This window comes from Rhizobium sp. BK538 (genome assembly GCF_014197575.1).
In the GTDB taxonomy this organism is placed as follows: Bacteria; Pseudomonadota; Alphaproteobacteria; order Rhizobiales; family Rhizobiaceae; genus Rhizobium.
In genome coordinates this window covers 144,364-167,129 of the sequence record NZ_JACIFT010000002.1, presented here as the reverse complement: position 1 = coordinate 167,129, position 22,766 = coordinate 144,364, and the positions used below count along the sequence as shown (strand labels likewise).

General features: G+C 62.1%; 23 protein-coding genes and 2 pseudogenes. 12 read left to right on the top strand and 13 right to left on the bottom strand.

Annotation, left to right across the window (positions count from 1 at the left end):
• Nucleotides 1-6: 6 nt before the first annotated feature.
• The 5 genes from phnK to phnG are packed head-to-tail and all read right to left on the bottom strand — an operon-like array spanning nucleotide 7 to nucleotide 3,858.
• Entirely contained in the window at nucleotides 7-783 is a 777-nt protein-coding gene (phnK, locus tag FHX09_RS03135) for a phosphonate C-P lyase system protein PhnK (RefSeq protein WP_132589461.1), read from the bottom strand.
• Nucleotides 780-1,661, bottom strand: coding sequence for an alpha-D-ribose 1-methylphosphonate 5-phosphate C-P-lyase PhnJ (locus FHX09_RS03130; RefSeq protein ID WP_132589460.1), 882 nt, complete (start codon nucleotides 1,659-1,661; stop codon nucleotides 780-782). Before FHX09_RS03130 ends, phnK begins: the two co-directional genes overlap by 4 nt.
• Entirely contained in the window at nucleotides 1,658-2,764 is a 1,107-nt protein-coding gene (locus FHX09_RS03125; RefSeq protein WP_132589458.1) for a carbon-phosphorus lyase complex subunit PhnI, read from the bottom strand. Before FHX09_RS03125 ends, FHX09_RS03130 begins: the two co-directional genes overlap by 4 nt.
• A 3-nt stretch (nucleotides 2,765-2,767) precedes the next feature.
• Nucleotides 2,768-3,391: a phosphonate C-P lyase system protein PhnH gene (gene phnH, locus FHX09_RS03120; protein ID WP_007798525.1), complete on the bottom strand. Its 624-nt coding sequence runs from the start codon at nucleotides 3,389-3,391 to the stop codon at nucleotides 2,768-2,770.
• Entirely contained in the window at nucleotides 3,391-3,858 is a 468-nt protein-coding gene (gene phnG / locus FHX09_RS03115; protein ID WP_132589456.1) for a phosphonate C-P lyase system protein PhnG, read from the bottom strand. Before phnG ends, phnH begins: the two co-directional genes overlap by 1 nt.
• A 98-nt stretch (nucleotides 3,859-3,956) precedes the next feature.
• Here phnG and phnF point away from each other — a divergent pair, with 98 nt between their 5' ends.
• On the top strand, nucleotides 3,957-4,688 hold the full coding sequence (phnF, locus tag FHX09_RS03110; protein WP_132589454.1) for a phosphonate metabolism transcriptional regulator PhnF: 732 nt from the start codon (nucleotides 3,957-3,959) through the stop codon (nucleotides 4,686-4,688).
• Nucleotides 4,689-4,781: 93 nt separating this feature from the next.
• On the opposite strand, the gene FHX09_RS03105 is transcribed toward phnF, so the two are convergent.
• Nucleotides 4,782-5,288, bottom strand: a complete 507-nt coding sequence (locus FHX09_RS03105; protein WP_132589452.1) for a DUF6428 family protein — start codon at nucleotides 5,286-5,288, stop codon at nucleotides 4,782-4,784.
• 42 nt (nucleotides 5,289-5,330) lie between these two features.
• Between FHX09_RS03105 and FHX09_RS03100 the strand changes: the two genes are divergently transcribed.
• The 6 genes and pseudogenes from FHX09_RS03100 (at nucleotide 5,331) to FHX09_RS03075 (ending at nucleotide 9,256) form a co-directional block, all read left to right on the top strand.
• A complete protein-coding gene (locus FHX09_RS03100) occupies nucleotides 5,331-5,687 on the top strand; it encodes a metalloregulator ArsR/SmtB family transcription factor (RefSeq protein WP_132589450.1) in 357 nt (118 codons plus the stop codon).
• Nucleotides 5,684-6,217 (top strand): arsenate reductase ArsC, encoded by a 534-nt coding sequence (locus FHX09_RS03095; RefSeq protein WP_132589448.1) that lies wholly within the window; start codon nucleotides 5,684-5,686, stop codon nucleotides 6,215-6,217. Before FHX09_RS03100 ends, FHX09_RS03095 begins: the two co-directional genes overlap by 4 nt.
• Nucleotides 6,214-6,909, top strand: a complete 696-nt coding sequence (locus FHX09_RS03090; RefSeq protein ID WP_007798503.1) for an MIP/aquaporin family protein — start codon at nucleotides 6,214-6,216, stop codon at nucleotides 6,907-6,909. Before FHX09_RS03095 ends, FHX09_RS03090 begins: the two co-directional genes overlap by 4 nt.
• Nucleotides 6,906-7,328, top strand: coding sequence for an arsenate reductase (glutaredoxin) (gene arsC / locus FHX09_RS03085; RefSeq protein ID WP_132589446.1), 423 nt, complete (start codon nucleotides 6,906-6,908; stop codon nucleotides 7,326-7,328). Before FHX09_RS03090 ends, arsC begins: the two co-directional genes overlap by 4 nt.
• A pseudogene (gene arsH / locus FHX09_RS03080) lies at nucleotides 7,285-8,029 on the top strand (arsenical resistance protein ArsH). The gene arsC and the pseudogene arsH overlap by 44 nt, the downstream one beginning before the upstream one ends.
• Nucleotides 8,026-9,256 (top strand): annotated as a pseudogene (locus tag FHX09_RS03075) (MFS transporter). The pseudogenes arsH and FHX09_RS03075 overlap by 4 nt, the downstream one beginning before the upstream one ends.
• Nucleotides 9,257-9,286: 30 nt before the next feature.
• On the opposite strand, the gene FHX09_RS03070 reads toward FHX09_RS03075, so the two are convergent.
• Nucleotides 9,287-10,123, bottom strand: a complete 837-nt coding sequence (locus FHX09_RS03070; RefSeq protein ID WP_132589442.1) for an oxidoreductase — start codon at nucleotides 10,121-10,123, stop codon at nucleotides 9,287-9,289.
• A gap of 87 nt (nucleotides 10,124-10,210) precedes the next feature.
• Here FHX09_RS03070 and FHX09_RS03065 point away from each other — a divergent pair, with 87 nt between their 5' ends.
• Complete coding sequence (locus FHX09_RS03065; RefSeq protein ID WP_132589440.1) at nucleotides 10,211-10,624, top strand: helix-turn-helix domain-containing protein; 414 nt, start codon at nucleotides 10,211-10,213, stop codon at nucleotides 10,622-10,624.
• 43 nt (nucleotides 10,625-10,667) lie between these two features.
• Here the strand turns inward: FHX09_RS03065 and FHX09_RS03060 are convergent, their stop codons facing one another.
• The 6 genes from FHX09_RS03060 to mepA all read right to left on the bottom strand — a co-directional run bounded on the left by FHX09_RS03060 (nucleotide 10,668) and on the right by mepA (nucleotide 16,657).
• Nucleotides 10,668-11,303: a 2,3-bisphosphoglycerate-dependent phosphoglycerate mutase gene (locus FHX09_RS03060; RefSeq protein ID WP_132589438.1), complete on the bottom strand. Its 636-nt coding sequence runs from the start codon at nucleotides 11,301-11,303 to the stop codon at nucleotides 10,668-10,670.
• Nucleotides 11,304-11,324: 21 nt separating this feature from the next.
• A complete protein-coding gene (gene dapB, locus FHX09_RS03055) occupies nucleotides 11,325-12,149 on the bottom strand; it encodes a 4-hydroxy-tetrahydrodipicolinate reductase (protein ID WP_132589436.1) in 825 nt (274 codons plus the stop codon).
• Nucleotides 12,150-12,170: 21 nt separating this feature from the next.
• Nucleotides 12,171-13,958 (bottom strand): ABC transporter ATP-binding protein, encoded by a 1,788-nt coding sequence (locus FHX09_RS03050; protein WP_132589434.1) that lies wholly within the window; start codon nucleotides 13,956-13,958, stop codon nucleotides 12,171-12,173.
• A gap of 96 nt (nucleotides 13,959-14,054) precedes the next feature.
• Nucleotides 14,055-15,080 carry a glucokinase gene (locus tag FHX09_RS03045; protein ID WP_132589432.1) on the bottom strand — a complete coding sequence of 342 codons (1,026 nt, stop codon included), beginning with the start codon at nucleotides 15,078-15,080 and terminating at the stop codon, nucleotides 14,055-14,057.
• 37 nt (nucleotides 15,081-15,117) lie between these two features.
• Complete coding sequence (locus tag FHX09_RS03040; protein WP_007798474.1) at nucleotides 15,118-15,498, bottom strand: methylglyoxal synthase; 381 nt, start codon at nucleotides 15,496-15,498, stop codon at nucleotides 15,118-15,120.
• Nucleotides 15,499-15,586: 88 nt separating this feature from the next.
• Nucleotides 15,587-16,657 carry a penicillin-insensitive murein endopeptidase gene (gene mepA, locus FHX09_RS03035; protein ID WP_132589430.1) on the bottom strand — a complete coding sequence of 357 codons (1,071 nt, stop codon included), beginning with the start codon at nucleotides 16,655-16,657 and terminating at the stop codon, nucleotides 15,587-15,589.
• Nucleotides 16,658-16,885: 228 nt separating this feature from the next.
• On the opposite strand from mepA, the gene FHX09_RS03030 reads away from it, so the two are divergent.
• From FHX09_RS03030 to FHX09_RS03015, 4 genes are all read left to right on the top strand, one after another.
• Nucleotides 16,886-18,724 carry an extracellular solute-binding protein gene (locus FHX09_RS03030; RefSeq protein ID WP_132589428.1) on the top strand — a complete coding sequence of 613 codons (1,839 nt, stop codon included), beginning with the start codon at nucleotides 16,886-16,888 and terminating at the stop codon, nucleotides 18,722-18,724.
• A 157-nt stretch (nucleotides 18,725-18,881) separates the two neighbouring features.
• On the top strand, nucleotides 18,882-19,976 hold the full coding sequence (locus tag FHX09_RS03025) for a microcin C ABC transporter permease YejB (RefSeq protein WP_132589426.1): 1,095 nt from the start codon (nucleotides 18,882-18,884) through the stop codon (nucleotides 19,974-19,976).
• Nucleotides 19,976-21,124, top strand: a complete 1,149-nt coding sequence (locus tag FHX09_RS03020; RefSeq protein WP_132589424.1) for an ABC transporter permease — start codon at nucleotides 19,976-19,978, stop codon at nucleotides 21,122-21,124. Before FHX09_RS03025 ends, FHX09_RS03020 begins: the two co-directional genes overlap by 1 nt.
• Nucleotides 21,121-22,758, top strand: coding sequence for an ABC transporter ATP-binding protein (locus tag FHX09_RS03015; protein ID WP_132589422.1), 1,638 nt, complete (start codon nucleotides 21,121-21,123; stop codon nucleotides 22,756-22,758). Before FHX09_RS03020 ends, FHX09_RS03015 begins: the two co-directional genes overlap by 4 nt.
• Nucleotides 22,759-22,766: the final 8 nt, after the last annotated feature.

The following is a 22,766-nucleotide window of genomic DNA, read 5'->3' as shown; positions in this document are numbered from 1 at the left end:
TCGCGATCAGACCTGCAGGATGGAGGAAACAAGGAGCTGTGTGTACGGCTCGCGCGGATCGTCCAGGACGCGATCGGTCAGCCCGTGCTCGATGACATGGCCATCCTTCATCACCACCATGCGGTGCGACAGCAGGCGTGCGACGGCGAGATCGTGGGTGACGATGATCGCCGCAAGGCCGAGATCGTTGACGAGTCCGCGGACGAGATCGAGTAGGCGGGCCTGCACCGACACGTCGAGGCCGCCCGTCGGCTCATCCATGAAGACCAGACGCGGGCCGGTGACCAGATTGCGGGCGATCTGCAGACGCTGGCGCATGCCGCCCGAAAAAGCACGCGGCTGATCGTCGATACGGCCTTCGTCGATCTCGACGCGCTGCAGCCAGTCGACGGCCGTGGAGCGAATGTTGCCGTAGTGGCGGTCGCCGATCGCCATCAGGCGCTCACCGACATTGGCACCGGCAGAGACCGTCATGCGCAGGCCGTCAGCCGGATTCTGATGCACGAAACCCCAGTCGGTGCGCATCAGGAAGCGGCGCTCGGCCTCGCTCATGCGGTAGAGATCGCGATAGGCGCCGTCACGCATATGGTACTCGACGCTGCCGGTCGTCGGCATCAGACGGGTCGAGATGCAGTTGAGCAACGTGGTCTTGCCCGAGCCAGATTCACCGACAATGGCGAGCACTTCGCCGGGCCAGAGCTCGAAGGAGACGTTCCGGCAGCCGATGCGGTTGCCGTAGAACTTCGAGACGTCATTGACTTTGAGAAGCGGGGTGTCGCTCATTGGGCAGCCTCCTGATTGGGTGCCAACATCTCGCCGACATGCCCGTGGGCGCGCCGGTCGTCGCAATGGTCGGTGTCGGAGCAGACGAACATGCGCCCGCCCTTGTCGTCGAGGATCACTTCGTCGAGATAAACCTCTTCAGCGCCGCAGAGTGCACAAGGCTTGCCGAAGCGCTGGATCTCGAAGGGGTAGTCCTCGAAATCGAGGCTGACGACTTCGGTGTAAGGCGGGACGGCGTAGATGCGCTTCTCGCGCCCTGCCCCGAAAAGCTGCAGCGCGTCCGACATGTGCATTTTCGGATTGTCGAACTTCGGCGTCGGGGACGGATCCATGACGTAGCGGCCGGCGACCTTGACCGGATAGGCGTAGGTTTTGGAAATGCGACCGTTGTGCGCGATGTCCTCGTAAAGCTTCACATGCATGAGGCCGTATTCCTCAAGCGCGTGCATCTTGCGTGTTTCGGTCTCGCGCGGCTCGAGGAAGCGCAGCGGCTCGGGGATCGGCACCTGGTAGACCAGCACCTGATTGGGGCCGAGCTTTTCTTCCGGGATGCGATGGCGCGTCTGAATGATCGTCGCATCCTTCGTGTGGGTCGTCACCGCGACGTTTGCGACCTTCTGGAAGAAGGCGCGGATCGAGACGGCATTGGTGGTGTCGTCGGCGCCCTGGTCGATGACCTTCAGTACGTCGTCCGGCCCTATGATCGAGGCCGTCACCTGCACGCCGCCGGTTCCCCAACCGTAGGGCATCGGCATTTCGCGCGAGGCAAAGGGCACCTGATAGCCGGGTATGGCGATCGCCTTCAGGATCGCGCGGCGGATCATGCGCTTCGTCTGTTCATCCAGATAGGCGAAGTTGTAGGTAGCTAGATCGGTCATTCGGCCTCCTTGATGGTGCCGTCGCCGCCGATGCGGCCGGCTTCGAATTCGCTGCGCATGCGGCGGACCAGATCGAGTTCCGCCTGGAAGTCGACATAGTGCGGCAGCTTCAGATGCTCGACGAAGCCAGTCGACTGAACGTTGTCTGAATGCGAGATAACGAATTCCTCGTCCTGCGCCGGAGCGGTGATGTCCTCGCCGAGCTCTTCGGCGCGTAGTGCGCGATCAACAAGCGACATGGACATTGCCTTACGCTCGCTCTGGCCGAACACAAGGCCATAGCCGCGGGTGAACTGCGGCGGTGCCTTGGACGAACCCTTGAACTGGTTGACCATCTGGCACTCCGTAACCTGGATCGTGCCGAACGAGACCGCGAAGCCGAGTTCAGGAACATCGAACTCCACTTCGACTTCACCGATGCGGATTTCGCCGGTGAAGGGATGGTTGCGGCCGTAGCCGCGCTGGGTCGAATAGCCGAGCGCCAGGAGGAAGCCTTCATCGCCGCGAGCCAGCGCCTGCAGGCGCAGATCGCGGGTCATTGGGAATTCCATCGGCTCGCGCGTCAGGTCGCCGATCTCGTGATCCTCGGGCATCTCGCCGTCGCCCTCGATCAGGCCTTCCTCACCGAGGATTTCCGAAACGCGCACGACACGGCCGGTTTCGGCATCGCGGAGTGTCGGCTCCCCGACGTCTTCGTCGGTCAACAGCGATGGGTCGAGAAGGCGATGCGTATAGTCGAAGGTCGGGCCGAGCAGCTGGCCGCCCGGAAGATCCTTGTAGGTGGCGGAGACACGGCGCTCGATCTTCATGCGGGCGGTGTCGATCGGCTTGCTATAGCCGAAGCGCGGCAGCGTCGTGCGGTAGGCGCGGAGAAGGAAGATCGCTTCGATCATATCACCCCGCGACTGGCGAACGGCGAGAGCCGCGAGCGTGCGATCGTAGAGCGAGGCTTCGGCCATAACGCGGTCGACGGCCAGCGCCAGCTGCGCGACGATCTGATCGATACCGATAGCCGGCAACGAACGGTCGCCGCGACGGCGATCCGCCAGCAGGCGATGGGCATTGGCAATGGCGGCCTCGCCCCCTTTGACAGCAACATACATGAGTCACATCTCCGTTGCGGTGATCTTGGTGGTGCGCGGCAGGCAGAGGAACCGGCTGCCGGAGGTCAGCACGATATCGATGCCGCGCGGGAACAGTGCGCGGTTCTCCGTCCAGAGCCGCAGGAAGGTATCGGGCAGACCGATGGGCGCGATATCGGTCACCGTCTTGATGCCCGGTCCCATCAACGCCAGCCTTCTGCCGCTTTCGAGATCCGCCAGTTCGATGACAAGGGTCGTGGAGCGGTCGGGATATTCCTGCGTGCCGGCGGCAAAGAGCCCGAAGGAGGACAGCGTCACACCGGCTTCGACGAAGGCAAAGCGGGCTTCGGCCTTCTCTGATGTGACCGGCGCGCCGGTGTGGAAGCCGAGCCATTGCGGCACGGCGGACCTTGCGAGCCCGGCAGACAGCCAGACCGGGGTGTCGTGATCGCAGAGGGTCAGCGCGATTGCGCCAGCCGCAACGCCGAGCGGCGCCGGAGGCGCGGCGCGGGGAGCGACCGTCTGGATCAGGCCCGGACGCGCCATCGCATCCATCATCAGCTTGAAGACGCTCTGTGCGTGGAAGACCGGCTCAGCAAAGCCGCCGGCCAACGCATCATTCTTTGGGGCTTCCGTCTTGAGGCTCATCAGTCGTCTCCGCGAACCATGGTGAAGAAATCGACACGGGTCGCGGCCGTCTCGTCGGCCCTGCGGCCCTCGGCCGCGGCCACGCGCGCTGCGATCGGCGCGAGAAGTGTCTGCTCGACGAAGTGCTGGGTGGCCGGCTGCTGCCAGAGCGCGTCGAAAATGGCGGAAAGCCGTGCCTTCTCGCGATCTGTGCCGAGTGCCTGTGCGTGGCCAACAGTGTCGGATGCAAGGCGCACGGTGGCACGCGTCACCGTCACCTCACCGAGATTGAAAGGTGCACCACCGCCGCCCATGCGGCCGCGGACCATGACGAGGCCCGTTTCCGGTCCGCGCACCGGCTGGACCGCAGGCTTTTCCGCCAGCTTGTCCCACGCCTCGAGCAGTTCCTGCCGTTCCGCACGCGCAAGCAGGTCGACGACGCGCTTGCGCCTACCTGCCGCCGGCTCATTCTTTTCCGCTAAGGTCATCGCCACATCCTTTAAATGTCTATTGATATAGACAACTATACAAGATATAGTTACGCTTAGATCGCCGACGTGACAAGCGTGTGACATCAAGGGGCAAGATGGCTGGGCAGGTACAAAGACAGACGGGCGTGGCGCTCTGGCGCCAGATCGCCGATCGCATTCGCCAGGCGATCAGCGCCGGCGCCTATGACGAGACCGGCATGGTGCCGCCGGAGACGGTGCTGGCCCTGCAGTTCGGCGTCAACAGACATACGGTGCGAAGCGCGATTGCCGCTCTTGCCCAGGAAGGCATTGTGCGCGCCGTGCAGGGACGCGGCACGCTGATCGAGCGCAAGGAACGGCTGAACTTTCCGATCACCAAGCGTACCCGGTTCACGGCCGGGATCGGCGGGCAGGCGCGCGAAATGCGCGGGCTGCTGCTTGGGCATAGCGAAGAGAGAGCGGACGAAGAGGTGGCCCGCTGGTTGAAACTGCGGCCGGGCGCGCCGGTGATCCGCATGGAGACGGTGCGCAAGGCCGACAATCGGCCGGTCTCCTGCGCAACGACCTGGTTTCCCGCAGACCGCTTTGCCGGCATGCCGGCGGCCTACGAGAAGACGGAATCGATCACCCGGGCCTTTGCCGAACTCGGCCTGTCCGACTACGTGCGCGCGACGACGGAGGTCACCGCCGCCCATGCCGACGCCGCCGATCTTGCCGCACTCGAGCTGACGCCGGGGGCGATCGTCTTGATCACCAAGGCGATGAACACGGATCTAGAGGGTGTGCCAGTGCAATATGCGATCAGTCGGTTTTCGGCGGATCGAGTGCAATTCACGATCGAGAACTGAGAAAGGCCAGGCGCGCCGGAGCACCCGGCCTTCCAAAACCAGCATTGGATTTATGCGCCTTGTCTGACAGTCATGCGAAATTGCTCTGCGGCGTCAGGCGCAACAGGCGTTCGTTCCCGCTGTAGATTGTGCCTGTTGTTCCGCAAGCCAGCGATCACGCGGCTTGCAGCTTGCGGGCCGCGGCGATAGCTCGACGTGCACAGTGCCGGCGCGCAGCGTTGGCATCGCGGCGCGGTAGAGCCGCATCGGTTGATGGCCGTCGCTGACTTCGAAGGTCAGTTTGGCTGAATCATCAAGCTTCACGTGCTCCGTGACCTTGCGGATGATCGCGTAGAATTTGCCGGCAGGCATATGGGTGCGGTCGCCCTCCTCGATATCCCAGAGCTGAATGAAAATCTCCGTCCATGCTTCCGGGTTGGCGCCGCAGTCCAGCGCCGAAAACTGACCGGCCTTGACCTCGGTAACGTGGTACCCAGGCTTCACCGGTCGCCCGTCGTAATAGAATATCAGCGGAGAATCCTTGGCACCGGCAAGTGTGCCGAGCAACAGGCCGAGGCTGATATCGTCTTCCTGAACTTTGCTATTGTCGATCGCGTTCATCTGCGTTATTCCTCATTTCAATCATTCAAGGATTGTTGAAATATGGATCAACGTCAAGCCCTCGTCGCGTTTGGCGCGCTGTCTCAGGAAACCCGTCTGCGCATCATCCGCATGCTTGTGGTCGCCGGCCCAAACGGCATGGCGGCAGGCGCGATCGCGGAAGAGGCAGATGTATCGCCGTCCAACGTCTCCTTCCATCTGAAGGAACTGGAACGCTCTGGCCTGATCGCGCAGCAACGCGAATCGCGATCGATCATCTACACCGCGAACTATGAGGCGCTCGGCGGCCTGGTTCGCTTCCTGATGGAAGACTGCTGCTCCGGACACCCGGAGATTTGCGCGCCCGCCGCAGAGGTCGCGGCCTGTTGCGCCCCTAAAATGGAGGAAAAATTACAATGACCGTTGACCGCGTCTACAACGTGCTCTTTCTCTGCACGGGCAATTCCGCTCGCTCGATCTTGGCAGAATCCATCCTCAACGCGGAAGGCAAAGGCCGGTTTAAGGCTTATTCGGCCGGCAGCCAGCCGAAGGGAGAGGTCAACCCGTACGCATTGAAGGAGCTGCAAGCGCAGGGCTATCCGTCGACCGGCTTCCGCTCGAAGGGCTGGGACGAGTTCGCCGAGCCGGGCGCGCCGGAGATGGACTTCATCTTCACGGTCTGCGACAGCGCCGCCGGCGAGGCCTGCCCGGTCTGGATCGGCCATCCGATGACCGCCCATTGGGGCGTCGAGGATCCCGCTGCCGTCGAAGGCAGCGAAGTCGACAAGGGCCGCGCCTTCGCGCAAGCCGCCCGCTTCCTGAAGAATCGCATCACGGCCTTTCTGAGCCTGCCGCTATCCTCGATCGACAAGCTTGCGCTGGAAACGCACCTGCATCAGATCGGTGCCATGGAAGGCGCGACCTTACAACCATCCAAGGCAAGCCGATGACTGGGTTCGATCTGCCGCGACGGCTTGTTGCCGAGGGGCTTGGGACAGCCATGCTTGTCGCAACGGTGGTCGGATCCGGCGTCATGGCGGCATCGCTGACCCGGGATGTCGGGCTTGCATTGTTAGGCAACACGCTGGCGACGGGCGCGATCCTTGTGGTGCTGATCACCATCCTCGGCCCGATCTCCGGAGCCCAATTCAATCCTGCGGTCTCGCTGATTTTTGCGATCTCACGCAAGTTGCCGAAGCGTGACTTTGGGGGATACATCCTGGCTCAGATCGCCGGCGGCGTGGCCGGCACAATCGCCGCTCACCTTATGTTCGGCCTGCCGTTGGTCGAAATGTCGAGCAAGGCTCGTACCGGCGGCGCGCAGTGGTTCTCCGAAGGCGTCGCGACATTCGGGCTGGTGGCGGTGATCCTCGCCGGCATCAAGTTCGAACAGAGGGCGGTGCCTTGGCTGGTCGGGCTCTACATCACGGCCGCCTACTGGTTCACCGCCTCGACCTCGTTCGCCAATCCCGCCGTCGCTTTGGCACGGTCGTTGACCGACACCTTCTCCGGGATCCGCCCGGTCGATTTACCGGGCTTCTGGGTTGCTGAGATCGCCGGCGCGGTCGTAGCTCTTCTCCTGTTTACCTGGCTCCTGCAGCCAGGTGCTTCGTCAACCGTATCGTCAAAGGCAACGCTATGAACGTCACCATCTATCACAACCCGCAATGTGGCACGTCGCGCAACACGCTGGCGATGATCCGCAGCGCTGGTATCGAACCCGATATCATCGAATACCTGAAGGACCCGCCGTCGCGTGCGCTGCTCGTGAAAATGATCGCCGACGCGGGATTGACCGTGCGCCAGGCGATCCGGGACAAGGGCACGCCCTATGCGAAGCTCGGTCTCGACAACCCTACCCTGACCGACGATCAACTGCTCGACGCGATGCTGAAAGACCCGATCCTGATCAACCGGCCGTTTGTCGTCACGCCGCTCGGCAGCAGGCTTGCGCGCCCGTCCGAAGTCGTTCTGGATATTCTGCCCGACACCCACAAAGGCGCCTTCACCAAAGAGGATGGTGAACAGGTGCTCGACGCCGAGGGCAAGCGCATTGTCTGATCTGCCTGCCGCATCCCCCGACATCTCTGCGCCAAGTGGATCTGGCGGCGCTGCGACCGCCCTTCTCGACCCACAAGCCGCGCATCCTGATCCTCTATGGCTCGCTGAGGACTGTATCCTACAGTCTCCTGCTTGCGCAGGAGACAGCACAGTTGCTCGAGGACTTTGGCTGCGATGTTAGGATCTTCAATCCGGAAGGCCTGCCGCTTCCCGACGGCACTCCGGTGACGCATCCCAAGGTGCAGGAGCTGCGCGCGCTGTCTGAATGGGCTGAAGGCCAGGTGTGGGTCAGCCCCGAACGCCATGGCGCGATGACCGGAATCATGAAGGCGCTGATCGACTGGATCCCGCTGTCGGTCGGATCGGTCCGGCCGACGCAGGGCAAGACGCTCGCCGTCATGCAGGTCTCCGGCGGCTCGCAATCCTTCAACGCGGTCGGGCAGATGCGCATCCTCGGCCGCTGGATGCGGATGATCACCATCCCCAACCAGTCCTCGGTGCCCAAAGCCTTCCAGGAGTTCGACGCCGACGGCCGCATGAAACCGTCATCCTATTACGACCGCGTGGTCGATGTGTGCGAGGAGCTCGTGAAGTTCACCTGGCTGACGCGCGATGCTTCTGCCTACCTCACCGATCGCTACAGCGAGCGGAAGGAGGAGGCCGAAACACTCAAACAGCGCGTGAGCCTCAAATCCCAATGACGACGACCGGCACCGAACGCTCCCCTGTCGCGGCAATCCTCGCCCTCGGTCTGACGCAGATCATCGGCTACGGAACGCTCTATTACAGCTTCAGCATCCTTGCGCCTGACATGGCGCGGGATCTCGATTGGTCGTCGGAATGGATTTTTGGTGCGCTGTCCGTAGCTCTCCTGATCGGCGGCCTGGCGGCGCCGACGATGGGCAGTTGGATTGACCGCTTTAGCGCCGGCCGAGTCATGACCGCGGGCTCGGCGATCGCCGCCGCAGCGCTTGCCGCCTGCGCGTTCGCTCCCGGCAAGGCTGCCTTCGTCGCCGCACTGATCGCGATCGAGACGGCGTCCAATCTGGTGCAATATGGGGCCGCCTTTGCTTTGTTCGTCCAGATCAGGCCGAAGGTTGCCCAGCGCAGCATCACCTATCTGACGCTGATCGCCGGCTTTGCTTCAACGATTTTCTGGCCGATCACCACGGCGCTCAACGCGCACATGCCCTGGCAGGACGTCTATCTGATCTTCGCGGCTATCAATCTTCTGGTTTGCCTATCCATTCATGCATGGTTGTTGCGCAGCGTCAGCGAAACGCGCAAACGGGAAAAGAACGAAGCGGCAAAGCACGTCGAACCGAGCCTTCCGCCATCCGTGCGAACGCCGGCCTTCATCCTGATGGTCATGGGGTTTGCAGGTGCTGAGCCGCTTCATCAACATGGTCTTCGGGAGCGGACTATCGCAGCTGACGCTCGCGTTCATCTCCGCCGTGTTGCTGCCGGCGGCCCTGATCATTCTGATCGTCACCGCCCCGTCGGTACCAGGCGCATTGGTCTTTGCCGTCGTCTTCGGCCTTGGCTCGGGGCTGAGCAGCATCGTGCAGGGAACCTTGCCGCTCGCACTGTTTGGCAGCGAAGGCTACGGGCGACGACAGGGGCAGGTGTTGTCCATCCGCCTGATGATCTCGTCGACTGCCCCATTTATCCTCGCGTTCATGATGGAGAACATCGGCGCATCGTGGTCGCTCGCGATTACCGCCGTCGTCGGTGCTATCGCCGTCCTGGCATTTGCCGCGATCGGCCGATTGGGGCAACTGCCTTACCGATCGCATCTTACGACGCTACCTGGCGACGAGCTTCCGGCGGAAGTCGTGACGCTCCGGCAGCGGATCGCCAATCGCCTGCCGGATATCGAGGCCACCCGCGCAAAAACCTCTCGCGTAACGGACGCGGCAGAGCGCTAGAAGAAACGCGCCCTCCCCGCTGACTGTTCGTCAGCCGCCGGGCTCGAAATCGGTGGAGACACTGAGGTCCCGCCAAGCCGCTTGCTCCTTGGCTCGTACGGCGTCGTTCTGCTCGACGCCACGCACAGCATCGCTGCCAAGCAGCAAGCGCAGCGGCGGTTCGGCAAGGCTGGCGAGATGGATGACGGCGGCGGCTGCCTTTGCCGGATCGCCCGGCTGGTTGCCGGTATAGTCGCGCTGATAGCGCGCCATCTTGCCGACAGTGTCGTCGTATTCCGGCCGGCCTTCCCGAAGTGTGGTCGACGAGCCGGCGAAATCGGTCCTGAAGCCGCCGGGCTCGATGATCGTCACCTTGACGCCAAGCGGGTCGACCTCCCGGGCGAGCACTTCCGAGAAACCCTCGACGCCCCATTTGGCCGCGGCATAGGGCGCGCGACCGGCTGGGCCGATGCGGCCGCCCACGGAGGAAAACTGGATGATGTGACCGGAGCCCTGCTCGCGCATCAGCGGCAGCGCCGCCTTGGTGACGATGATCGTTCCGAAGAGGTTGGTTTCGATCTGGGCGCGGAAGTCGGCTAGGCTTGTATCTTCAATCGAGCCGACATCGCCGTAACCCGCATTGTTGACGAGTACGTCCAGCCGGCCAAACCGATCGACCGCCGCCTTCACGGCCGCTGCGGCAGCCCGCTCATCGGTTACATCGAGGGCGGTTGTCAGGATGCTGGCGCCGAAGCGTTGCTTGAGATCGTCAAGCTGCGACGGATCGCGCGCCGTTGCGACCAATCTGTGCCCTGCCGCCAGCACCGCTTCAGCGAGCGCCCTGCCGAGCCCACGGGAACTGCCGGTAATCAACCAAATCTGCGACATCCGAAATCTCCTTGATCCGTCGGAAGGCCATATAGGCAAATCGGTTTCATCTTGAAAGAAGGCACCCACAGGAGCTATACATACCTAGTGGTAACTAAGATAAACGATGGTACATTCGATTTCTGCGAAACGCTGACGGACGCGCAGGACATGCTTGCTCGCGAGATGCTGGAACGCGCCAGCGCCAAATGGCCGCTGCGGGTCATGCACATATTGGCGGAGGCCAACGGGCCCTTACGCTTCTCGCGCGTTCTGGAACGGGTGGAGGGGATCAGCCAGAAGGTGCTGACGCAGACACTGCGGACGCTCGAGAGCGACGGGCTGGTGACGCGCACACTCTACCCGCAGGTGCCGCCACGCGTGGAATACGAACTGACGCCGCTTGGCGGCGAGCTTCTGGTGGAGGTCGTGACGCTCTGGCAGTGGATCGCCAATCGCCTGCCGGATTTCGAGGCCGCCCGCGCGAAGGCGTCACGGGCAACGGACACGGCAGAGCGCTAGAAGAACGCGCCGCGCCTCTCAAATGAAGCGCGGCGCTTTGATATCAATGCGCGCCGGACATGTCGCCGAGCACTTCCTTGGAAGCGACGGTGGAATCGGCGTTGAGCTTGTAGACCATGGGAACGCCGGTCGCGAGGTTGAGCGCCAGGATCTGTTCCTTGGTCAGGCGATCGAGCACCATCACCAGCGAGCGCAGCGAATTGCCGTGGGCGGCAACGAGCACCTTCTCGCCGCGCAGCACGCAGGGCAGGATTTCCGTCAGGTAATAAGGCCAGACGCGGGCGCCGGTGTCGCGCAGGCTTTCGCCGCCCGGAGGCGGAACGTCGTAAGAGCGGCGCCAGATGTGGACCTGCTCTTCGCCCCACTTGGCACGGGCGTCATCCTTGTTGAGGCCCGAGAGATCGCCGTAATCGCGTTCGTTGAGTGCCTGATCCTTGAACGTCTTGAGGTCCGGCTGGCCGACATTGTCGAGGATGATCTTCAGCGTGTCCTGAGCGCGCTTCAGGTCGGACGTGAAGGCGACATCGAACTTGATGCCGTAATCGACCAGCGCCTTGCCGCCGGTGTTGGCTTCCTGAATGCCGAGCTCGGTCAGATCAGGGTCCTTCCAGCCGGTGAAAAGGTTCTTGAGGTTCCAGTCGCTCTGGCCGTGGCGAACGAGGACGAGAGTGCCGCTCATGAAAAATGCCTCCGAAAAAGATTACTTTGAAGAAAGCCCGAGCACGTCGAGCATGGAATAGAGACCGGGCTTCTTGTCGCGCGCCCAGAGCGCTGCCTTGACGGCGCCGCGGCCGAAGATCGAGCGATCGGTGGCGCTGTGCGACATGGTCACGGTTTCGCCCTCGCCGGCAAAGATCACCGAATGCTCGCCGACAACCGAGCCGCCGCGCAGGGTTGCAAAGCCGATCGTGCCTTGCTCGCGTGGTCCGGTGTGGCCGTCGCGCACGCGCACCGACTTCGACGCGAGATCGATGCCCCTGCCCTTGGCCGCCGCTTCGCCAAGAAGCAGCGCCGTGCCCGAGGGCGCGTCGACCTTGCGCTTGTGATGCATTTCGAGGACTTCGATATCCCAGTCGGCCGGATCGAGCGCACGAGCGGCCTGCTCGACAAGGACGCTGAGCAGGTTGACGCCGAGGCCCATGTTGCCCGACTTCACCACCCGGGCGTGACGGGCGGCGGCCGCAATCTTCGCGTCGTCCTCCACCGAGCAGCCGGTTGTCCCGATCACATGGACAATGCGTGCCTGAGCGGCCAGAGCGGCGAACTCGACGGTGCCGGCAGGGGATGTGAAATCGAGAACGCCTTCGGCGTGGAGAAAGGCCGCCAGCGGATCATCACTGATGATGACGCCATTCGTCCCAAGGCCGGCAATTTCGCCGGCGTCCTTGCCGACGAAGGGAGAGCCGGCGCGTTCGACCGCGGCATGCAGTGTCACGCCGTCGAGCGCGTGAATGAGACGGATGAGCGTCTGCCCCATGCGCCCTGCCGCGCCAACCACTACCAGTTTCATCGCAGCATCGCTCATGTCAGTCGATCATCCTATTTGTCAGCGGGCATCGGAGGCTGCTGGCCTCTGCAGATTGTTGAGGCGAGCGTAGAGACCGTCGCTGCGCCGCGCAAGGCTCTCGTGATTGCCTTCCTCCATGATCCGGCCCTGCTGCATGACGACGATTTTGTCGGCGCGGACGACGGTCGAAAGGCGGTGGGCAATGACGACCACCGTGCGGCCGACCATGGCCTCATCGAGCGCCTTCTGAACGGCCGCTTCCGACTCCGTGTCGAGCGCCGAGGTCGCTTCGTCGAGGAGCAGGATCGGGGCGTTGCGCACCAGAGCACGGGCGATCGAAAGGCGTTGACGCTGACCGCCCGAGAGCGTCACGCCATTCTCGCCAACCGGCGTGTCGTAGCCTTGGGACTGCGCCAGGATGAAGTCGTGCGCATAGGCAAGGCGGGCGGCGCGTTCCACTTCCTCGTCGGTAGCCTCTTGGCGGCCATAGCGGATGTTGTCGCGGATCGTACCTTCGAAGAGATACGGCTGCTGGGAAACATAGGCCAGCTGCTCGCGTAGCGATTGTTTCGTCACATGCGCAATATCCTGGCCGTCGATGAGGATCTGCCCGGCCTTCGGATCGTAGAAGCGCGGAATGAGCGTGATGATCGTCGATTTGCCGGCGCCGGATGGCCCGACAAGCGCCGTTGTCTTTCCGCCGTCGGCGACAAGGCTGACATCCCGAAGGACTTCATCCTCACCATAAGCGAAAGAGACGTTGCGGAACTCTATGTTGGCTTCCGTAACGACGAGCGCCTTTGCACCGGGCACATCGCGCTGATGCGGCACCGTATCGAGGAATTCATAGATCATGCGGGCGTTGACGACGGCACGCTCCATCTGCACCTGAAGACGTGCGAGGCGGCGCGCGGGATCATAGGCCAGCAGCAACGCCGTTACGAAGGAGAAGAAAGCGCCTGGCGGAATATTGTTATAGATCGTGCCGTAGGCGGCATAGGCAAGGACGCTGGCCACCGCCAGGCCGGCGAAGCTTTCCGTCAGCGGCGCTGTCCGCTCAGACAGGCGGGCGATACGGTTTGCGCGCCGTTCGGCGCTTTCCACCAGCCTGTCAACCTTCTGCCCCAGCTGGCGCTCCATGGTGAAGGCCTTGACGATAGCGATGCCCTGGATGGTTTCCTGCATCGCACCGGCGACATGGCTGTTGACGTGGATTGCATCCTTGGTTGCCACACGAAGCCGCTTCGACACGTATCGCAACGCGTAAAGAAGCGGTGGTGCCAGAATGAAAACCGCAAGGCTGAGCAGCGGATCCTGGATGATCATCACGGCAAGCAGAGAGATAAACGTCAGGAGATCGCGCACTGTCGACGTGATCGTCAGGTTCATCACATCGCGGATGCCGCTGATGTTTTGATTGAGCTGTGCAACGACGTGGGCCGAGCGCGTCTGGTTGAAGTAGCCGAGCGACAGCTTCATCAGATGCGCATAGGCACGCTGCTGGTACCGCGCCACAATGTTGTTGCCGATTTTGGAAAGGACCACCGCCTGGCCGTAGCTCGCAAAACCGCGCAATACGAAGGCAATGAAGATGGTAAAGCAGATCACCCAGACAATGTCCGCGCGCCGGTGTTCGAATGCCTCGTTGATGACCGACTTCATGATCCAGGCGGTATATGCCGTCGACAAGGCAACGATGACGAGGCAGCTGATGGCAAAAACATAGCCCCAAAGATGATCACGGCCGTTTTCTGCGATGATGCGCTTCAAGATGCCGGTGATGCTATCGCTGTTTACAGGCGTCTGCTTGGTGTCCGGTGCTTGCAAAAATCAGTCTTCCTGTGTGTCAGGACACGCATGTCCTCATGACTGCGTGCGCTCGCGCGGCTCTATAAAGAGTTGGCAGCCTTTTGACCAGAGCCGTTACGCCCGCCAGCGGCGGCCGTCGGTCGAGACGCCGAAGCTCTCTGGCTTGCGGGCATAGGACGAAAGCCCTGCAAGAGCCGCAAGCGGGTGCGTGACGACATAGGTCGGGATCGTCGCAAGCAGCGCCGAGTGCGGCGCCTTGTCCTCGAACGCAGCCCGGAATTCTGGGTTCTTCAGCGCGGGTAGTATCTTCTGCGAGATACCGCCGGACAGAAAGACACCGCCGCGCGCCATGAAAATCATCGCCATGTCGCCGGCGACGCGGCCGAGATAGGTCGAGAACAGGCTGATCGTCTCGACGGCAACCTTGTCGGAATCAGCGAGCGCGTTCGAGGTGATGTCTGCCGGGTCGGAGTGGACGGGGGCAATGCCATCCGCAGTGCAGATTGCCCGGTAGAGATTGACGATGCCGCGGCCACAAAGAATCTGCTCTGCCGAAATCCGGCCTTCGATCGTCTCCACATGCGCGAAGATCTGCAGATCGCGTGCAGTACGCGGCCCGAGATCGACGTGACCACCCTCGCCCGGCACGGGAATCCAGGAGCCTCGCGCGTAAACGAGCCCGCCGACGCCGAGACCGGTGCCTGGGCCGAGAACGACGCGGGATGCGATCATGTCACCCGCTGCATCGCCAAGGCGCTCGCGGTTGTCATCAGAAAGATTGGCAATTGCCAGTGCTTGCGCTTCGAAGTCGTTGACGACGAGAACGTCTTCCATGCCGAGGCCATCGATCATGGTTCGCGGGCGGACGACCCAGTCGCAATTGGTCAGCGGTATTTCGTCCCGGCTGATCGGGCCGGCCACCGCCAGGATCGCCGAGCGCGGCCGCAAGCTGCTCTTTTCGAGAATGCAGCTACGGATCGCGTCATCGATCGTCTCGAAGTCGGCGGTGCGGACATTGGGAAAATGGATCTGCTCTGCCGCAGCGTCCGGGATGATCGCAAAACGCGCATTTGTGCCGCCGATGTCGCCGATCAGGATCGGAAAGGGCATGGCGGTTTCGCTGGTATCGAGCTGTGGCATGGCAGGTTCCGTGCGTGCGCGCTATTCAAGCGCCGGTTTACGCGTGAAGGGTGGCAATAAGCTTGTCGGCGGTCGCTTCGTTGAGCGCCATCGGGATATCGTAGACGATTGCAAGCCGCATCAAAGCCTTGACATCGACGTCATGCGGCATTGGCGTCAGAGGATCGACAAAAAAGATCAACGCATCGACTTCGCCGGTGGCAATAAGAGCGCCGATCTGCTGGTCCCCGCCGAGCGGGCCGCTTTTCAAGCGGGTCACGTCGAGATCAGGAGCAGCCTCCAACACCCGGCCGCCGGTCGTGCCCGTGGCGACGATTCTCCAGTTCGCGAATGTCTCGCGATTGCGGCGTGCAAACTCCGCCATGTCATCCTTCTTCTGGTCATGCGCAATCAATGCAAGGCACTTGCCGCCGGCCATGAAAAGGACCTCCACCTGAAATTCAATCGATTTGGCTGCTTCTATACGAAGCGCCCGTCTTTTGAAAGACCACCGCGCTGCCAGCGCTTCACTCGATGGACGGCTTGTCGTCCGGTACCGGTCCGATTGCAGGCAGCGCCTCGTCGGACGCCGCGGCAGGCATCACCGCCATCGGCGCGACAGCCGGGGCAGCAGCAGCGCCGCCAAAGGTGGCCGTCTGCACCGAGTCGACGGACGGCGCAGTGAGAACCGACGAGCAGGCGTTCGGAAGATCGGAGACCATCACTTCGCGCGGCTTGACCGGCTTCGCATCGGGCTTCGGCGGCTTCGGCGGCGCCCATGGTTCCTTCGTGAACCACCATGCCAGCGACTTGCCGCATCCATCGTCAGCAGGCACCGGCGCCTGCGGCTTGCAAGAGGCTGCGCCCGGTGGGCACTTCATGCGGATGTGGAAGTGGGAATCGTGACCGTAAATCGGGCGAAGCTTGCCGAGATTGGTACGATCGCCCGTCCAGGTGTCGCACATCTTCTTCTTGATGGCCGGATTGACGAAAATCCGTTCGACCTGAGGATAGCTCGCCGCGCGCATCAGCAGCCGGGCGTGCGACTTGGTCCAGACATTCGGATTGATTGTCAGGAAGGCACCCTTCTGCAGCATTGTCGTGAAAGGCAGGATTTCGCGTTCCTCGATGCTCATCGGGTGAGCAGGCATCGGCGTCAGCCATATGTCGGCATCAAGCCCTATCTGGTGCGAGGCATGGCCGTTGAACATTGGTCCGCCGCGCGGCTGTGAAATGTCGCCGACCAGCAAGCCCGGCCATCCGTCGTATTTTGCCGCGTCACGGGACAACTGTTCCAACAGTGAAATCATCGCGGGATTGCCCCAGCGACGATTGCGCGAAAGCCGCATGGTCTGCCAGGTCGGACCGTCGGTCGGCAGCGCCACGGCGCCGGACATGCAGCCTTTCGCGTAGAAACCGAAGGCCTGCGCCGCCCCTTGATTTGGCAGTGCGACGGCGCCGAAGAGGGCCTTGGCGCTCCCGGGACTTGGCTGCTTCTGCTCGGCGTTGGCATCGCCGGCGACAAGGCTTGCTCCGAGCACGCCGGCGAATGCCAATTTCAAAAATGTCTGGAAAGTCCTGGTGGTATGGAGAGCCATGCCATGTCCTGAGCGTCTGTGGCCCGCGGCCGAGTGATTTGCAATCGAATCTACCGTGAAAAGCAATTTTGGTGAATCGATGTTTTGCATAAGCAGGGAATGAGCCGAGCTTACCCGGGCAACAAATGCTCACGATCCTGCGAACCGGACAAAAACGGTCGCCTCACCTGTTTTTCGCCTGCTTTTCGCCTATTGTCGGCGAAAGCAGACAATAATCGGGGTTGGCGAATGGCGCTTACGTGGTCGAAACTTGGTGTGGTCTTTTCTCTTCTCGGCACATTGGCGTTGCCCTTGCAGGCCGTTGCCCAGGAGCCAAATTTCCAGATCGGCAGTTCCGTCATCAGCGAGCTGAAATACAAGCCGGGATTCAAGCATTTCGACTACGTCAATCCGGATGCGCCGAAGGGCGGCAATCTGCGGCTTTCCGCCTCCGGCACCTACGACACCTTCAATCCGCTGCTTTCGAAGGGGGAAACGGCAGTCGGCCTGACCCTGCCTTTCGAAACGCTGATGAAATCGGCCGACGACGAGCTGCTCGCCTCCTACGGCTTGCTGGCGGAAGGCCTTTCCTATCCCGACGACGTCTCGAACGCGACGTTCCGGCTCAGGGCCGAGGCAAAGTGGGCGGATGGGAAGCCGGTGACGCCCGAGGACGTGATCTTCAGCTTCGACAAGACAAAGGAGCTCAATCCCCTCGCCTCCAACTATTACAAGCACGTGGTCAAGGCCGAAAAGACCGGCGAACGCGACGTGACCTTCACGTTCGACGAGAAGAACAACAAGGAGCTTCCCAATATCCTCGGTCAGTTGACTGTGGTGCCGAAGCACTGGTGGGAGGGCACGGGGCCTGACGGTAAGCCGCGTGACATTACCAAGACGACGCTCGAGCCGGTGATGGGATCCGGCCCCTACAAGATCGCTGCCTTCGCGCCGGGCGCAACGATCCGCTACGAGTTGCGCGACGACTATTGGGGCAAGGACCTCAACGTGAATGTCGGCCAGAACAATTTCGGCTCGATCACCTACACCTATTTCGGCGACCGGGACGTGGAGTTCGAGGCCTTCCGAGCCGGCAACAGCGACTATTGGCAGGAGACGCAGGCGGCACGCTGGGCGACCGGCTATGATTTCCCCGCCGTCAAGGACGGGCGCGTGAAGAAAGAGGACGTCGCCAACGCACTGCGCGCCACCGGCATCATGCAGGCCCTGGTACCGAACACGCGCCGCGATATCTTCAAGGACGAAAAGGTTCGCGAGGCGCTGAATTACGGCTTCGACTTCGAGGAACTGAACCGCACCGTCGCCTTCAACACCTACAAGCGCATCGACAGCTATTTCTGGAACACCGAGCTCGCCTCCTCGGGGCTACCGCAGGGCCGCGAACTGGAGATCCTGAACGGCCTCAAGGATAAGCTGTCGCCCGCGGTCTTCACCACCCCCTATACCAATCCGGTCGGCGGCGATCCGCAGAAGAGCCGCGACAACCTGCGCAAGGCAATCGGGCTGTTCAAGGAAGCGGGCTGGGAGATCAAGGGCAACCGCATGGTCAACACCAGGACCGGCAAGCCGATGAGCTTCGAGATCCTCCTGTCGAGCCCGATGCTGGAACGCTGGGCGGTGCCCTATACCAACAATCTGAAGAAGATCGGCATCGATGCGCGCGTCCGGACCGTGGATGCCTCGCAATACACCAACCGGGTGCGCAGCTTCGACTACGACATGATCTGGAACGTGTGGGCCGAGACGATGAACCCCGGCAACGAGCAGGCCGACTATTGGGGCTCGGGATCGGCCAACCAGCAGGGCTCACGCAACTATGCGGGCATTGCCGATCCGGCGATCGATGCGCTGATCCGCATGGTGATCTTCGCCCCCAACCGCGACGAGCAGGTGGCGGCGATTAAGGCGCTCGACCGCGTGCTTTTGGCGGGGCACTATGTCGTGCCACTGTTTTATCGCGGTACGCAATCGATCGCCTATTGGAACACTATCACCCGGCCGGCCGAGTATCCGACCTACGCGACCGGCTTCCCCGATGCCTGGTGGTCATCCGCCGCGTCAAAATGAGCAGGCTTGCATTGGCCTGACGGCTGGGCTCCAAATGAACGATGCGAATCAGGACAAGGCGTAGCGCGCTTGGCCACACCACAAGGAGACCGCACGGATTGAACGGCGATAGACTGGACAGCGCTCGACGCAAGCTTTCCCGGAAGGGCCTTCACTGATGGGCGCCTATATCCTTCGCCGCCTGCTTTTGATGATCCCGACGATCATCGGCATCATGGCCATTTCCTTTACCGTCATCCAGTTCGCGCCCGGCGGCCCAGTCGAGCAGGTGATTGCGCAGCTGACCGGCGATGCGCAGGGCGCGGACTCGCGGCTTTCCGGCGGCGGCGGTGATCTTCTCGGCGGCGGAGGCCTTGACGAAGGCGGCTCGAAATACCGCGGTGCCCAGGGGCTTGATCCGGAATTGATCGCCAAGCTTGAAAAGCAGTTCGGTTTCGACAAGCCGCCGCTGACGCGCTTCGGCCAAATGATGTGGAACTACATCCGCCTCGACTTCGGCGAGAGCTTCTTTCGCAACACTACTGTGCTTAACCTGATCAAAGAAAAGCTGCCGGTCTCGGCCTCGCTCGGCGTCTGGATCATGATCTTCTCGTACGGCATCTCGATCCCGCTCGGAATCCGCAAGGCCGTCAAGGACGGTTCCACGTTCGACGTCTGGACGTCGGGTGTCATCATCATCGGCTATGCGGTTCCAAGCTTCCTGTTCGGTATTTTGCTGATCGTGCTCTTTGCCGGCGGATCCTTCTATGACTGGTTCCCGTTGCGCGGCCTTGTCTCCGACAATTTCGACCAGCTTGCCTGGTGGCAGAAGCCGCTCGACTACTTCTGGCATCTGACGCTGCCGCTGATCTCGCTCTCGCTGGCGGCCTTCGCCACGACGACGCTCTTGACCAAGAACTCGTTCATCGAGGAGATCAAGAAGCAATATGTCGTGACCGCTCGCGCGAAGGGATTGAACCAGCGCCAAGTGCTCTACGGACATGTCTTCCGCAACGCCATGCTGATCATCATCGCCGGCTTCCCCGGCGCTTTCATTTCCGCCTTCTTCACCGGCTCGCTGCTGATCGAGAACATCTTCTCGCTCGATGGGCTGGGGCGGCTTGGCTATCTCTCGGTGGTCAACCGCGACTATCCGATCGTGTTTGCGACGCTCTACATCTTCTCGCTGCTGGGCCTGTTCGTCAGCCTGGTTTCCGACCTGATCTACACGTGGATCGATCCGCGTATCGACTTCGAGCGGAGGGACGTCTGATGGACACCGCCGCCAATCCGACGACCGCAACGCCGGTCAAGCCGCCGCGCAAAGGCCTGCTGTCCCCGACCAACGTCCGCCGCTGGAAGAATTTCAAGGCCAACAGGCGCGGCCACTGGTCCTTGTGGCTGTTCCTTGCCCTGTTCGTGCTCAGCCTGTTTGCCGAGTTCATCGCCAACGACCGGCCGATCATCGCCTCCTACAGGGGTGAGATCCTCTTCCCAGTTCTGGTCAACTATCCCGAAGAGAAGTTCGGCGGATTCCTGGCTGAAACCGACTACCGCTCCGACGTCATATCGGACGAGATCAACGCCAACGGCTGGATGATCTGGCCGCCGATCCACTACTCCTATCGCTCTGTCAATTCGAACATCCCGCATTCGGCGCCGACCCCACCCTTCTGGCTGATGAGCAAGGAGGAGCGCTGCTCCGGATATCCGAAAGGAGCGGCCGACCCCGGCTGCAACTTCGGCAATCTCAACTGGCTCGGCACAGACGATCAGGCGCGTGACGTGCTTGCCCGCGTCATCTACGGCTTCCGCATCTCCGTGCTGTTCGGGCTGGTGTTGACGATCTGCTCGGCCATCATCGGCGTCAGCGCCGGCGCGATCCAGGGCTATTTCGGCGGCTGGACAGACCTACTGCTGCAGCGTTTCATCGAGATCTGGTCGTCGATGCCGGTGCTCTATATCCTGCTGATCATCGCAGCCATCCTGCCGCCCGGCTTCTTCGTGCTGCTTGGGATCATGCTGCTCTTCTCATGGGTCGGCTTCGTCGGCGTCGTGCGCGCGGAATTCCTGCGGGCCCGCAATTTCGAATATGTGCGTGCCGCCCGTGCGCTCGGGGTGAACAACCGGACAATCATGTGGCGCCACCTGCTGCCGAACGCGATGGTGGCGACGCTCACATTCCTGCCATTCATCTTGTCGGGCTCGATCACGACGCTGACCTCGCTCGACTTCCTCGGTTTTGGCATGCCGCCGGGCTCTCCTTCGCTCGGCGAGATGATCGCGCAGGGCAAGGCCAACCTGCAGGCGCCATGGCTCGGGCTGACGGCGTTCTTCACCATGTCGATCATGCTGTCGCTGTTGATCTTCATCGGCGAAGCGGTTCGTGATGCATTCGATCCCAGGAAGACGTTTCAATGAGTGACGCTGCCGAAACACTGCTGTCCGTTCGCGAGCTTTCGGTGGCGTTCCACCAGGGCGGCGATACATCGCTGGCCGTCGATCACATCTCCTTCGATATTCGCAAGGGCGAGGTCGTGGCGCTCGTCGGCGAGTCCGGCTCGGGCAAATCGGTCTCCGCCAATTCGATCCTGCGTCTGCTCCCCTACCCCTCAGCCAGCCATCCCTCCGGCGAAATCCTGTTCAAGGGCAAGGACCTCTTGAAGGCATCCGACAAGGCGTTGCGCGCGGTGCGCGGCAATGACATCACGATGATCTTCCAGGAGCCGATGACCTCGCTCAACCCGCTGCACACGATCGAGAAGCAGATCGCCGAGATCCTCGAACTGCACCAGGGCGTGACCGGTCAGGGCGCGCGCAAGCGGATACTCGAACTGCTGAACCAGGTCGGCATCCGTGACCCGGAAAAGCGGCTGAAAGCCTATCCGCACGAACTTTCCGGCGGCCAGCGGCAACGCGTGATGATCGCCATGGCGCTCGCCAACCGACCGGAACTGCTGATCGCCGACGAGCCGACGACCGCGCTTGACGTGACCGTGCAGGCACAGATCCTCGAGCTGCTGCGGCAGCTGAAGGGCCGGCATGGCATGTCGATGCTCTTCATCACCCACGACCTCGGCATTGTTCGCAAGTTCGCCGACCGTGTCTGCGTGATGACCAAGGGCAAGATCGTCGAGACCGGTACGGTGGAAGAGGTCTTTCGCAATCCGAAGCACGATTATACCCGGCATCTGCTGGCCTCCGAGCCGCGCGGCGAGCCGCCGCTTGCCGATCCCTCAAAGCCCGTCGTGATGCAGGGAGCGGACATTCGCGTCTGGTTTCCGATCAAGGCCGGGCTCATGCGCAAGGTCGTCGATCATGTGAAGGCCGTGGACGGAATCGATCTTCAGCTGCGCGCGGGACAGACGCTCGGCGTCGTCGGCGAATCCGGATCGGGCAAGACGACGCTCGGTCTCGCGCTGACGCGGCTGATTTCGTCGCAGGGCCGGATCAGCTTCGTCGGCAAGGATATAGCCAGCTATTCATTTACGGAAATGCGGCCGCTTCGCAATCAGCTGCAGGTCGTGTTTCAGGATCCCTACGGCTCGCTCAGCCCCCGCATGTCGGTTGGCGACATCATCGCGGAAGGCCTCAAGGTGCACGAGCGGTCGCTCTCCTACGAGGAGCGCGATCAACGCGTCTGCTGGGCGCTGGAGGAAGTCGGCCTGGACCCGCTGACCCGCTGGCGCTATCCGCATGAATTCTCCGGCGGACAACGCCAACGCATCGCCATTGCCCGCGCCATGGTCCTTAAACCGCGCTTCGTGATGCTGGATGAGCCGACATCGGCGCTCGACATGAGCGTCCAGGCGCAGGTCGTCGACCTCCTGCGCGACCTGCAGAAGAAGCATGATCTCGCCTACCTCTTCATCAGCCACGACCTGAAGGTGGTGAAGGCGCTGGCAAACGACGTCATCGTCATGCGCTTCGGCAAGGTCGTCGAGCAAGGCCCGTCCGCTGCGATCTTCGGTGCGCCGAAGGACGACTACACCAAAGCGCTGATGGCTGCCGCCTTCAACATCGAGGCGGTGCCGACGCCCGCCATCCAACAGTAAAGACGATC